Origin of the sequence: Paenibacillus sp. HGH0039 (genome assembly GCF_000411255.1) — a bacterium.
Lineage (GTDB): Bacteria > Bacillota > Bacilli > Paenibacillales > NBRC-103111 > Paenibacillus_F.
Genome location: NZ_KE150413.1, coordinates 2,874,311 through 2,887,288 on the forward strand (window position 1 = coordinate 2,874,311; position 12,978 = coordinate 2,887,288).

The following is a 12,978-nucleotide window of genomic DNA, read 5'->3' on the forward strand; positions in this document are numbered from 1 at the left end:
ATCAAAGATCACTCGCTCTCACCATAATCTGTTATCTTTCCAAAACAGTTTAATCGGTCCTTTTTTACATTTCAACCCAAAAACTTGCCGTTACTTGTGATAAGGTTAGCCGTATCACCATAACGGCGAAGATTTAATACATGCATCTAACCCGGCCTAAGAAAGGTCCGGGTTGGATTTTCTCCTCATAATCACTTTATTCTGATGACTACTTTTCCCTTAGCCCTTCCGCTTTCCAAGTAATCAATTGCTTGCCCGGTATCTTCCAAACGATACACCTTATCGATAGTAGGCTTGATGAAGCCTCCTTCAATAAATTCCTTTATAACCTTCAATTGTTCTCCGCTCGGTTTCATAAAAAGGAAGTGATACCTAGTTTGGCTCTTCTTCTCTTGGACTTTGATCTTACGGCTCACGATGGACAAAATGGTTGTTTTTAACCAACCCAATTTTGCTTCCTTTCCAAATCTGGCGTTTGGCATGCCGGAGACGGATACGATTTGTCCGCCTGGTTTCAGTATGCGGAATGATTTTTCCAAAGTTTCTCCACCTAAAGTATCAAAAACAGCGTCATATCCGGTAAGCATTTCTTCAAAATTCTCTTTTTTATAATTAATAATTAGATCCGCCCCCAACGATTTGACCAATTCATAGCCTTTCTCGCTTGCAGTTGTGGCAACGTATGCGCCCATCAGCTTGGCCAGTTGGATGGCGAAGGTTCCTACGCCTCCCGAACCTGCGTGAATCAAGATTTTTTGGCCTTTTTGGAGATTTAATATATCAACAAATGCTTGGTAAGTCGTAAGTCCAATCAGGGGTATCGATGCCGCCTCTTCAAAGGTTAGATTCTGCGGTTTCAGCCAAATATCTTCCTCATGAACAGCAATAAACTCAGCTAACGTTCCGATTCGGTTCTTGCGTGGTCTTCCGTAAACCTCATCTCCGGGTTTAAATGTCTTCACCCGGCTGCCGACCTTGACTACAACTCCGGAGAAATCATTCCCCAAAATTAGGGGAAAGCTATAATTCAATAGTAATTTCATCTTCCCTTCCTTAATTTTATAGTCAATAGGATTTAAGCTGGCTGCATGAATTTCCACTAGCACATCCTGTTCACCGATATTCGGCATGGGTTGTTCTGTCATTATTAAGGGAACATTTTTTCCGTACTTTTTGATGGTCATAGCCTTCATTTAATATCACTCCAAATATGATTATTGGTTTAACTATATGAAAAAATTGGCCGAATAAAATCTCATTAGAATATCCACTTAGTTATTTGGGTCATTCACTTAGGTTCATTGCATTCGTCTTCAACGGACGTAATTAATGATTTGATTTGTTCAAGTGGTTGACGGACAGTCAATACATAATAGTTTTCTATGTTTCAACACCTTTAAATGATGAGATACAGCCGGTCGGGACAAAGTTATATCGCCTGCTATTGGGTTAACATTGAATCCCGGTTTGTTCTGTGCTAACAGCATAATAATAGCGGTTTTCATCGGTCAGCACTTCCAACAGAGGGATGCAATCTTTAAATTGTTGAAGAAGGTCCTCGGTTTGCTGGCTCATGCGGTTCACTTATTTAGTTCATTGGTTTAAACATATAAACGTAATTATAGCTATTTTCTTAACAAAATCAAGCTAAAGGCTGATTATCTTTACTTACAATCGTTGTTCTAGTTCTATCATCCCATCCATTTAGCTGTTGCGCCGATTTTCTCACAAACAGCACGAATTGGAATAAGTGTTCGACCATCCATGATAATCGGCGGTTGATCAAATTTGACTTCATCTGAACGGTCACTAATTCGTTTTACACTAATGGTCGTTTCCAGAAAAAATAAACAACCGTTCCCCGGTCGAATACCGGGAAACGGCTGCTGCTTAATGACATGTCTTTGTATTCGCGTCTACTTGACGGGGGATGGCCAATCCCTTTGAATTCTCTGGCGTCTTTTCGTACTGAATATTTTTATGCCTTGGGCATTTCGTTGTAGAAAGTGACATCCTCGATCGGCAATCTGACCGTCGGATGCCCCGGCTTCGCAGCCTTGCCGATGGCGATAAGCATAACAGGAGCGTACCGTTCCGAAATATGGAAGGCTTCCACGAACTTGGCCTCGTCATAGCCGGCCATCGGGACCGTATCGTAGCCTTTGGCGCGGGCTACAAGCATGAGCTGCATGGATACCAAACCACCGTCAATGGAAACGATTCGGCGAATATTCTCCGGAGGCATGCTCTTAAAGATTCCTTGATAGCGTTCCACGAACGATTTAGCCGTCTCTGCATCCATGTGGCCCGCATCAACTGCCATTCCGTAAATTTTTTCGGCCAATTTATAGGTCTCCCTATCTCCTAACACGGCAATGACGGCCGAAGCCTCGATCACTTGCTGCTGATTATACGCGATCGGAAGCAGCTTTTGCTTCAGCTCCGGCGAGTCGATAACGAGGAACCTCCACGGCTGCAAATTGGCGCTTGAAGGAGCCAGCGTCGCTTGCTGCAAGATTTCGTTTATTTGCTCCCGCGAAATCTTGACTTCGGGATCATAGCTGCGGACGGATCGGCGATCCTTAATAACATCGAAAAACTGCTGCTCCACCGTTAGAGATGGTTGTGAAACGGACATGGTTCTCTCCTCCTCAATAATGACTGTGCTTAATATAGGCACAGTATATCTTAAATAAAAATGCAGCCGAACGAACAACTGCAATGTATTTTATTACAGTATATAACGTTCCGGCTCACATTGCAATCCGGAAATTATCCTTACATCAAATCGGCTAATGTATGCTGCTTGAGCAGTTCGACAGTCTGATTCTGTACTTCCCCCATAATCGCTTCGAGCTTCGCATCGATTTGCAGACCCGCGGCGCAATCGGGTTCACCCCCCTGTTCACAGCAATCCGATTTGAGGGCCATAAATATATCCGCCAGCGTAATTTGATCCGGCCGGCGCTTCAAGTAGTAGCCTCCGCCACGCCCTTCCCTCGCTTCGACAATACCGGCGTGAGTGAGCTGCGCCAATACTCTGCGGAGGAAGGTAGCATGCGATTGTACACAGCCGGCTATGACCGCGCTGGAAAGCATTCCTTCGCATTGGGCAAGCAGAATCAAAGCATGCACGGCAACGCCGAAACGCGGCGGACCGATTTGGGTGCCCCGGTTAGATATCATAACAATTCCTCCTGTTTACAGCGTACCCTGGAACCTTTCACAAAAAAAAGAGAACCTTTCCGTTCCTCTTAAACGGATGTCCACATATGATGTGTAACACTGTATGAAAATACAGTAGATTCATAGATTCGTCAACGAAACTTATCATTTAATATTACTTTGTCATTAAGACACATTTGAATGTTGGTTTAAAGCCTGTACATAAGATTACCAAACCCTTGAATATCAGAAACGTAATCGAACCCGTTCTTTCCGCCAAAAGTCCATAGACTATATTTCCTCAAGGTTTCATCGGCTTGCTCCCTGAATTCTCTTGAATTTCATCACTTGTTTAACCGGCAAACGATCCTATTCCAGAAAACAGTTCATTTATTATAGCAAAACGCATTTATTTTCAATTTGATATTTGCTCATCGAATAATAAAAAAGGACCGGAAAATTCCCGCTCCTAGGTACTACTTGAAATGCCTACTTGGTAATATTCACATTTTGAAATTTCTTTTTGAAAGAAAGAATAATTTCAATCAATACTACCAAAATTAAGGAAATGCCAAATAGCGGCATCATACATCCTAATAACAGCATAAAAATAATGAATCCAACCGATAGCTTGCTTGATAGGTTCGGCGGAGCCGACAAGGAATTTTTCTTTTTTCGAGTTAACCACGTTCTAAAGCCCCAGAAAATAACGAGTAAGAACGAAAGACATACAACCAGGTTCAATACTTTATTAGGCCAGCCAAATAAGTGACCTTCATGCAGCGGGATGCCCCATGTAAACCATTTGGCTAGAATGCCATAATCTTCAAAACCGACCTTTGAAATCATTTTACCGCTATACTGATCAAAATAGGTTGTTACTTCATCATACGGGCTAACGTCTAAGCCGGTCACTCCCGTATTACTTCCTTTAGAAACGGTATATACCCCTTGCTCATTTTTGGGGTAAATAATGGAGTATGGCTTAGAAATATCGGCTTGCTTAACCTCGTTCATCAACTGTTGGACCGTGATCATCCCGCTCGGGTTGGACGTATTATCCATTGAAGCCATACCGTTGTGTTCAGCATGAGATCCTCCGGTTGAAGCCGGCGCCTCATTTTTACGAGTAGCCCAAGGAATTTCGTTTATATCCGAAGTAGGCGGATTTTGTTTTAATGCTGGAGTTCCAATAGACGGATACTTTTGAGCTGCGGAGTATATAAAATCACCCATAAGAGCTGACCAAGGCAATCCGGTAAAAATAATGATAACCATTGGAATTGTAATGATTGTACCTGTTAGCGCATGCCATTTCAGATTCTTTTGCCGCTTGCCTGGATTCGGCTCCTTCTTCAATGCCCTTCCTTTGAAAGTCATATAAATACCGGATAGAAGCAGGAAGATTGCCCAGCATGCGGCCAATTCAACTAAGTAGTTAACAACCGTTCCCCCCACAAAGAGTGAACTATGGATCTCTCTCATCACATTGGAAAATGTATATTTTGGATTTTGGCTGCCGACAATTTGATAATTCGAATCTAAAAATACATATTTTTGATCGCCATCTTTATTTGTCATCGTTAAACGCGTATTGTACGGATCCTCTAACACAATAACTTTTGAAACCGAATAATCCTTGAATGTTTGCTTTGCTTTCTCCATACCTTGATCAATCGTCAATTGTTGTGTTTGGCTGCTTTTGTTAAAAAATTCATTCTTGTACCAATTATTTTCTACATTTGTATAAAACAAATACCCAATACCGCTTAATGTTAGTGTAATAAGAAGTGGCGTAATAAATAATGCTGCGTAAAAATGCCATCGCCAAAAACGAGTATAATTAGTTTTCTCCATCATCATTTCCCTTCATTTTTCTTTTCAGCCTTTTCCTATTATAGCAATACGGTTTCTCGTTACAATGACTCAATTGGGCTATATTCTAGCATTCTCGAGACACTTGTAACCTTGGTCGGAAGACCGTCAAATTAATCTCCAGTGTTTCAACGGTGTAGATCTGCTTGCGGCGCTGGCAGGCGCCGCCATTACGAGTTTGGTGATCAGTTTGAGAAGCCGTACTCTGTTTGACGTCCAAAGAGCCGACCAAATTCTCTCGTAAGTGCCTACTAATAGCAGGCACTTACTTTTTTAAATAATAGGTTTTCAGTGCCGGAAATAGTAAATAGCCGCGACATGCGCGGCTATTTATATCGTTTCTTACTGAACTCCTACTTTCATTCATTGCGTTTTCTGCCAAGCTTCCTGATTTAATTCTCCGTTTATTGCTGCCGCGGCTACAGCACCCGATGCGGCTGCCGCAATGGATTGATGCATGAGTGAAGATGCGTCACCCGCTGCGTAAACGCCGGGGACACTGGATTTTCCAAATTCGTCGACTGCAATCACCCCCGCATCCGATATGCGGCAGCCTAGGGACTGCGGCAAATCCGTTCCCGGAACCAGTTCCGACTTGAAGAAGATTCCCGTGCACGGAATTTCTGTCCCATCCTCAAGCACAACATGATTCACCATACCCTCACTGGATATAATGGCACGAATCGGCGTATCGAATAGCGGAATACCATGATCCCGCAATTCATCGCGCTCAGCCTGGCTCAATTCATCGGGGCCATTCGTGCAAACGACAAACCGCTTCGTCCAGCCCGACAGCAATGGAGCGAAATGCATGAGTGCCGCTCCTCTGCTAATGACAACCAGCGGCTCATCCCTTAATTCCCAACCATCGCAATACGGGCAAACAAACGCACTCTTCCCGTAGACCTCGGCCAATCCCGGAATCTCGAGCTTGCGATCTTTCATGCCTGCGGCAAAAAGCAGCTTCTTGCTGGCGATCTTCATCCCTGTGGCCGTCTCCAGCAAGAAGGATCCGTCCTCGCCCGAGATGGACACAACGGTATCTTCCGCCTGGGAAACCGACGGATAGACGCGCAGCTGCTCCTGCGCAATACGTCGGAATTCACCCGGGCTGATTCCGTCCCGCGTCAAAAACCCGTGCGCCTCCCGGGTCACGGCATTACGGGGACGTCCCGCATCAATGACAATCGTCTGCTTCCTCGCGCGTCCCAGCATAAGTCCGGCGCTCAAACCGGCGGGACCTCCCCCGATAATCGCTACATCCACTTTGTTCATGATTGTTTAATCCTCCTCGTTAGTATGCTATCGATATTTATGGCGACCGCGGCTACATCCGGTCTTCTCTGTCGTACATATGCTGACTTTGCAGACGAACAAGCACTTTGCCGAAACGGCCGCCTTGCCGGATTTCCACTTGTTCGCCGGGATAGCGTGTGTCCAAATGACGGGAGACAATATGACGAACCCTCTCGTCCGCCGCGATACCGTACATGTTCAGCCAATTGATCGTATCCTTGAATGCCGTCTCCTTGGAGACTGTCGTTGTTTTCATTTCTTGGGTCACCAGCGATTGATAAGAGTATCCCTTTAGCAGCAGTAATTGGGTCAGGTAAATCATCTCCAAATGCTCGGTCTCTCGGGGGCGATCGGTGACAAGCGGCCATACCTCGTCAACCAGGCTGTGCTTCCTGGAACCTACCGACAAGCTCATGTAGCAGAATGCCTTCGCGCAGCTCAGCACCCTCTCCACACTGGCCCAATCGACTAGAACCGGGCACATGGAGACAAAGACGAGATCAAAGGCTCTCTCCCATCCCCTTGCCTCAAGATCGATGTTTTCGAAAGGTTCGTTCACCACCTTGACCGTTCCATTCGTCAAGCCCGAACTATTTTGCTCCAGGAGCTCGACCAACGGGCGGGAAGTTTCCACCGCCGTTACATCCGCTCCCCGCTCCGCGAAAGGTACGGAAAAGCCACCCGATGCCGCACCTATATCCAGAACAGAAGATCCCGGAAATTCAACGCCTTGGTCCTCTAGCCAGTTCATAATCCGTCTGGTCCTTCGCCTGCCTTCTTCGCTGAACACTTCTTTATTGAACGACTTGGCCGCTGAATCAAGTGAATGCGCCGGATCAATGCCAGCCCTCTTCATCTTGTTTACTCCCGTATACGGATCTTCCTTCCAGGCTTTTTCCCATACCGCCGAATCAAATAGTTCATTTCTCATCGTATTTATCACCCTTTTTTCTCATAATACAGGCTTAAAATTGAGTAGAAAACAACTTACCGGAACCAATATGCCCAGGGTCAGTAAGTAACCGGTCGTCAGCCATTGGGCCGTTGCGGCGGTGATATGAAACAGGTTGATTAAATCGCTGAGCGCTACGTTTAAAGCCGTCTCGTTAAACATCCCAATAAATCCGCTTAGCAGTAAGGAAACCATGATTGGAATAACTTTATACTTTTGCACCGCACTATGCTGTGCTTCTGTCGTCACTGCTTGCATACTCTCCACTCTCCCAATTAAAATTCGATATTTTAGACTTTAAAGACACTAGTTATCTTTAATTGGTTCAAAAAAAGTGTTATGTACCTATACTCAGTTCGCGGTTCAATGAAATCACTTAGGTTTAGCGAGGTTCATTTTCGGCGGGATATACCCGAGCTGCCTGCCCATTTTTAACATTTGTCCTCTATGATGAAATTCGTGGGTGATGGTGTGCGTAAATAGCCATAATTCGGTTAATTCTACGCTGTCACTCTGCCAGGGCGCTTGAACGGAAGGGTCCCATTTGTTTTTAAAATCACCCAGAAATTCATCGACCAGGACATCCGCTTTCTTAAAAACTTCACGCATTTCCTGTACATTGTCAACGGATTCCGGTTTTATTTTGGGAATTGATTGACCAAGGGCTCGACTCCCCAACCATACCCGATAACAATCGGCTACATGAGCATGCAGACTGCGAATAGAAACCCCGCCTAAGGTTTCAACTTCTTTAACATAATCTGTGGGGGAAAAAGTTTCGCAATAACGAAATAATGATTCCCTTGTGCGTTGAATCAATTCATACTGGTTTCTGAGTACGTCCATCTTCTCGCTCTCCTTTTGATAATAGGGGTTAAACGGGGGATTTCTCCCCCTGGTTAACTACTCTACGAACCTCTGGGCAGCCCACATTCCGCTATTCCGAATCAGCTTGCGCACGGATTCTACCCGGAAAGATGGAAGATGATGCCCCGGCATCAGATATACCACGCGTCCAGAGCCATAGGTATGTGCCCACGCTGCAGGCCACCGCTGGCCATCATGGTCATATTCGGCAAGTATAACCGCCGATTCATGCGGACTCAGCTCGAACCGGAAAGGTTCTTCATCTATCGCAAAATCGCTTAAATTCTCCACAATCGGGTGACTCCCTTGATGATAGCGAATTGGTAGTGACGTATATTCCGGATGTCCCGTAACCCTTCCGCCGATTAACTTTTCCAGCTCTTCGCTTCGCTGCAGAGAGATACCGTTGTGAATAACTAGCAGCCCCCCGCCGTTTTTCACATAGGATAGGAGCGCTTGTACCTGATCTTCGGGGATCTCCAGATCCGAAAAGTCCGTGTACGATATGAACAGATCATAACCCTTCAGTTTATCCTCCTGAAGCACGGCGTAATCATCCGTACATTCAACGTCCATAACAGGTTCAAATATGGTTTGTAATTCGTGATCGATATGCGTGAAAGGATGATATTTCGCTCCCTCGTATTGTCCAAGCGCAATGGCTTTCATATTCATAGTCTCCTCTCTTCCCCATTTACCGGGCTAATAATATTTCCCTAACTTCATTTAAGTCAATAGCCGCGCCATTCACCCCCTTATCGATTCAATCCTAGCCATTATAAAACAATATTAAAGATATTAAAGATAAATAATATCTTTAATTAACTTAAAAAAAGAAAGATTATATGACTATATTCAGTTCCCGCACAAGATCAGACATTTTCTGACTTCTCAACTGTTCTTCCATCTTCTCTTCTGCCGACAATACCACCTTTTGAATCGGGCATCCTGGTCCATGTTCGAAACTGCAATCGAACAAGGAGGCCGAGCCTTCAATCGCATGAATAATATCTAGGAACGAAATATTTTCCCAATTACGTTTGAGCCGATAGCCGCCATTCACTCCCGTTATCGATTCAATCATGCCCGCTTTCACCAACTTGGTCAGTATTTTGGACAAATAGGTTGGAGACACACTTTGCCGCTCCGCCAACTGCTGCACTCCAATTGGTTTTTGGGGAGTCGCCGCAGTAAGAAAGAGCATCGTATGGAGGGCATAATCGGTAGCCTTGGAGTACTTCATTCATAATCACCTCAAACACAGACTTAACAAGTCTATAATAACGATTATGTTTTATTACGTCAAGCTTCAGCAGGTGAAGGTTTATTTTAATCTATTCCATGGCACTATTCATTCTGTCCAACCAAACTCGTTATTTCTCCCAGAGCTCGACCAGTCGGCCTTCAGGATCTTCAATCCAAATAAATTTCCCGAATTCACTAACCTCTTTTTTCTTTGCAAGGGGTACACCAATATGTTCAAGATGCTTAATCGTCTCGTCTAGACTATGTACTTCGAAATTTAACATCACTTGTTGTTCTGTTGGAAAATAATCGTCATTCTCGGTAAAGAAAGAAAAGATAGTCTTATTTCCTGATTGGGGTTTTATCACAGTCCCATTCCAGTTTGCTATTTCAATCTGCAACACTTCACTGTACCATTTTTTTATAACTTCCATATTCTTGGTTCTCCAAAAGATGCCTCCGAAACCTTTTATCATTGTATCTACTCCTGTCTTTCATCAAATTTTTAAATCCGATTACATTTAGATATTCGAGATTTAAATTTAAGTTCCTTTTTCAACTATACTGCCCGTAAGCTTAATGCCAGCGACTGAAGATTGCCCGTTCGTTTGCTCTTGGCCTTCTGGATCCCCCGGACTCATCGCATCGCCACGGTTTTAGTGCTTACACTATCCTTTCTGGAAGTAGCTATCTATAAAGTGCGTACTGTTTTTTTGTGGGTCTACATTTTATACTGGCTTTATTTTAAATAAAGGAGAGAAAAAAATGACTAAAAAAACCATACGCCTACTGATGCCGCAATGGCAAGGGGGAAACAACCCTAACTACTCTTTTGGTGCCGAACTCCTTGCTTGGCTAGCTCCTGACAATGATCAGCCCCTTATTCATGTCCCCGTTCAGGCTTATGACGGAATTCCGCTTGAAAACGAGAACGGTACGTATGGAAGACAACAACTGCTTGAGCAATTAGAGGCTGCTCATCATATCATTGAATCTCATAAACCGGATCGTATTGTTATGTTTGGGGGTGACTGCTTAGTCGAACAAGCCCCATTCGCCTATTTAAACGAACGATACAATGGGGAATTAAGTTTGGTTTGGATTGATGCTCACAGCGATTTAGGCAGAATTGTCGGGTATGATTATGGGCATACCTTACCTCTCGGGAATTTGTTGGGAGAAGGTGATGAAGAGTTCGCCAAGCATGTAAAAATTCCTTTAAACCCTAAAAATGTGTTTATTGCGGGTATAAATGTACAAACAGATCTAGATACAGAAATCATTCAACGACTAGGTATTAAAACTGCTGAAACCCAAGAGTTAATGAACAGCACTATATCTATAAAGGAATGGATTAAACAAAGTAACATTAAGCACCTAGCGATTCACCTTGATTTAGATGTGCTTGACCCTAAAGCATTTCGTTCTTTATTATTCGCCAACCCTGAAGCCCCTTATGAATTTTCTGCTGCGGGAACCATGCAAATGTCCGGCCTCCTTAATCTGATTAAAGAGCTGTCTGAAGAAACAGATGTAGTTGGATTAGGGATAACGGAGCATATACCTTGGGATTCAATTAACTTGAAGAAACTGCTTGGAGAAATACCTATTTTAAATGAGTAAAGTCATTAAAACGCACTCACGCACTTTATGTTTGAACGGTACTGAATCCGTTCTTCTAAGCTTAATCCACTCCATGTCATAGGCATAAATTTATTGTCCATCGACAACTTCTTATTAACCTTAGGAAGAACTCCTGACCTGCTGCTGTTTCAGCATGTTATTCAGCTTACGTCCGTTCGCTCAATCAATTCCATTTTGCTGCGTTCCCGATCCAACAGTTCACGTAACGTCATCAAGCTTTCAGCCGCAGTTTGATGAGCTGTGTCGATGACGATGTGTTCTCGGTCCCAAACATCATAGTGCCGGTTCCTGACCTTCTCCCCAGTAGATGGAACAAAACCGGGTATATCGGCTGCACGCGTTTCATGGATAGGATTGACTGTATCTGCTATGACGTCAAGGCCCAGCCGGAGATTCTGCGATGCAATCGCATAACACACGATGTAACCCGCAGGTCCATCGTCCCACGTTCCGGCAACCCGCATAGCCTGCTCTACGACATCGACTCGCAGATACGTTGTCTGTAACTCTCGAGCCAGAGCGGATGATAGCGTGGACTTCCCGGTACCTGGCAACCCGCAAAAGATATAAAACAAAAAGCTTTCCTCCTTCACAGCAACATTATAAAACGGGAGGTACTCGTTCTCGTTCTGGGTCTTATGTTTTATTTTCCCGTTCTACTCCTTATCAGAAAAAAATGCAGTTTCGCCGCGGGTCGATTTTCGTATCTTGTACTTGATCCACAAAAAGAGTATGAATGGCAACGCTGTGTTCGAAGCGATAAAGAACAGCAGCGACGGCAAGCCTGTAAGCGGCACATACTCGGTACCTTTAAACGGAATAAACAATTGATCACCAATAGGACTGTCAGAGAACAGGATTGCCGAAGTTGCGTTCCAACCGAGATGGCTGCCCGCCGCGATCGCCATGGAATCCGATTTTGAGTACGCATACGCCCATACCAGTCCCATCACAAAAGTAGCTGCAAACATAAAGATCATGACGGGGATGTTGCCGAACAAACCATGCGAGAACCAATGATAAGCCCCAAACGCGGCTGCCGAAAGAACAATTCCGGGCCGAGCACCGAGCCAGCGGATCAGTATAACGAGCAGTGCTCCCCGAAATAGCAGCTCTTCAAACCAAACAGACTTAAAATTCCACCAACCGGCAGCGAATAAGTCAGTCCATCGATAGCCGGAGTTTACTTCCCAGCCCGCTGACGTAATCAAAGACTCGGTCCATTTGACAACCGCACAAACGACCAGTCCAATCAGTAAAGCAATTCCAAATTGCCGTAGGCGCAGACCCATTGGATTGTACCCTAGTACGGACAACGGCTGCCTAATCGTGAAGCGAAGCAAAAGCCATGACAACAGTACAATCACGATAATGCCTAACATAACAAGTCTCCATCCCCTTTATCTATCGACTTTATTCTCGCATGATTGTTCTTATCGGAACTTAGGCATTTGCAAGAGACAACTTACTGATGTGGGATGATTTGCTGGGAATATGATAAGCCGATTTCTTGGATCCGTGCTTTACTTACGTATAAACAAGGAAAAAGTTTCCACGTCTAGATCGTACGTTATTCAAACTGTTTATGAAAAAGAGAAGCTGGGAAATTTCCCGGCCTCTCTTGGATAACGTTTAAGGTTCTTTCGAAGTAGACTCATCTATGTGGATGGTGACATAGCTAATTCCCCAGCTTTTTCACTAGGCCCATAAGACCGTGGAGCGCCCGGACAAATTCATTTCCGGTTAAATGTCCTAACCCTCTGTAAGCACAATCAATTTCATTGTACCGCCAATGCTTTTTCAAGCGGTTCATTATCGTGACCGTTCAGGTCAGGCGCCTTAAAATGCACCAAAACCATATCACTGTGGGTGATTTCTTCAATCACCAGTTTAGCTTTCAGCTCAATATTCGTATCGATATTTCCTGTCATACT

16 protein-coding genes and 1 pseudogene are annotated in these 12,978 nt (G+C 44.4%); 1 reads left to right on the top strand and 16 read right to left on the bottom strand.

All coding sequences use genetic code 11. The annotated features are described in order from the left end of the window. Positions 1-191 precede the first annotated feature (191 nt). The 13 genes and pseudogenes from HMPREF1207_RS27355 to HMPREF1207_RS27405 all read right to left on the bottom strand — a co-directional run bounded on the left by HMPREF1207_RS27355 (position 192) and on the right by HMPREF1207_RS27405 (position 9,876). Positions 192-1,193: an NADP-dependent oxidoreductase gene (locus tag HMPREF1207_RS27355; protein WP_009674167.1), complete on the bottom strand. Its 1,002-nt coding sequence runs from the start codon at positions 1,191-1,193 to the stop codon at positions 192-194. A 150-nt stretch (positions 1,194-1,343) separates the two neighbouring features. Beyond that, on the bottom strand, positions 1,344-1,505 hold the full coding sequence (locus HMPREF1207_RS30465; protein WP_331271716.1) for an ArsR family transcriptional regulator: 162 nt from the start codon (positions 1,503-1,505) through the stop codon (positions 1,344-1,346). A 186-nt stretch (positions 1,506-1,691) separates the two neighbouring features. Beyond that, complete coding sequence (locus HMPREF1207_RS30840) at positions 1,692-1,910, bottom strand: stalk domain-containing protein (protein ID WP_138918182.1); 219 nt, start codon at positions 1,908-1,910, stop codon at positions 1,692-1,694. A 68-nt stretch (positions 1,911-1,978) separates the two neighbouring features. After that, entirely contained in the window at positions 1,979-2,638 is a 660-nt protein-coding gene (locus HMPREF1207_RS27360; protein WP_009674169.1) for a nitroreductase family protein, read from the bottom strand. 140 nt (positions 2,639-2,778) lie between these two features. Beyond that, a complete protein-coding gene (locus HMPREF1207_RS27365) occupies positions 2,779-3,186 on the bottom strand; it encodes an RrF2 family transcriptional regulator (RefSeq protein ID WP_009674162.1) in 408 nt (135 codons plus the stop codon). Positions 3,187-3,654: 468 nt separating this feature from the next. Next, complete coding sequence (locus HMPREF1207_RS27370; RefSeq protein WP_036740606.1) at positions 3,655-5,022, bottom strand: PepSY-associated TM helix domain-containing protein; 1,368 nt, start codon at positions 5,020-5,022, stop codon at positions 3,655-3,657. Between the two features lie 381 nt (positions 5,023-5,403). Next, complete coding sequence (locus HMPREF1207_RS27375; protein WP_009674146.1) at positions 5,404-6,315, bottom strand: NAD(P)/FAD-dependent oxidoreductase; 912 nt, start codon at positions 6,313-6,315, stop codon at positions 5,404-5,406. A gap of 52 nt (positions 6,316-6,367) precedes the next feature. Next, complete coding sequence (locus HMPREF1207_RS27380) at positions 6,368-7,267, bottom strand: class I SAM-dependent methyltransferase (protein ID WP_016424209.1); 900 nt, start codon at positions 7,265-7,267, stop codon at positions 6,368-6,370. A gap of 36 nt (positions 7,268-7,303) precedes the next feature. Further along, positions 7,304-7,546 (bottom strand): annotated as a pseudogene (locus tag HMPREF1207_RS27385) (hypothetical protein); the annotation flags it as partial. A gap of 114 nt (positions 7,547-7,660) precedes the next feature. Beyond that, positions 7,661-8,134 carry a DinB family protein gene (locus HMPREF1207_RS27390; RefSeq protein WP_016424210.1) on the bottom strand — a complete coding sequence of 158 codons (474 nt, stop codon included), beginning with the start codon at positions 8,132-8,134 and terminating at the stop codon, positions 7,661-7,663. Positions 8,135-8,191: 57 nt separating this feature from the next. Then, entirely contained in the window at positions 8,192-8,824 is a 633-nt protein-coding gene (locus tag HMPREF1207_RS27395; protein WP_009674176.1) for a ThuA domain-containing protein, read from the bottom strand. Positions 8,825-8,996: 172 nt separating this feature from the next. Beyond that, positions 8,997-9,398 (bottom strand): Rrf2 family transcriptional regulator, encoded by a 402-nt coding sequence (locus HMPREF1207_RS27400; RefSeq protein ID WP_009674151.1) that lies wholly within the window; start codon positions 9,396-9,398, stop codon positions 8,997-8,999. Positions 9,399-9,528: 130 nt separating this feature from the next. Further along, positions 9,529-9,876, bottom strand: a complete 348-nt coding sequence (locus HMPREF1207_RS27405) for a VOC family protein (RefSeq protein ID WP_009674138.1) — start codon at positions 9,874-9,876, stop codon at positions 9,529-9,531. A gap of 289 nt (positions 9,877-10,165) precedes the next feature. On the opposite strand from HMPREF1207_RS27405, the gene HMPREF1207_RS27410 reads away from it, so the two are divergent. Further along, complete coding sequence (locus HMPREF1207_RS27410) at positions 10,166-11,023, top strand: arginase family protein (protein ID WP_009674178.1); 858 nt, start codon at positions 10,166-10,168, stop codon at positions 11,021-11,023. Between the two features lie 161 nt (positions 11,024-11,184). Here HMPREF1207_RS27410 and HMPREF1207_RS27415 read toward each other — a convergent pair whose 3' ends face one another. The 3 genes from HMPREF1207_RS27415 to HMPREF1207_RS30470 form a co-directional block, all read right to left on the bottom strand. Beyond that, positions 11,185-11,619, bottom strand: coding sequence for an AAA family ATPase (locus tag HMPREF1207_RS27415; RefSeq protein ID WP_016424211.1), 435 nt, complete (start codon positions 11,617-11,619; stop codon positions 11,185-11,187). Between the two features lie 81 nt (positions 11,620-11,700). Continuing rightward, positions 11,701-12,426, bottom strand: a complete 726-nt coding sequence (locus HMPREF1207_RS27420; RefSeq protein ID WP_016424212.1) for a CPBP family intramembrane glutamic endopeptidase — start codon at positions 12,424-12,426, stop codon at positions 11,701-11,703. Between the two features lie 396 nt (positions 12,427-12,822). After that, entirely contained in the window at positions 12,823-12,975 is a 153-nt protein-coding gene (locus tag HMPREF1207_RS30470) for a conserved domain protein (protein WP_009674164.1), read from the bottom strand. Between the last annotated feature and the right edge of the window lie 3 nt (positions 12,976-12,978).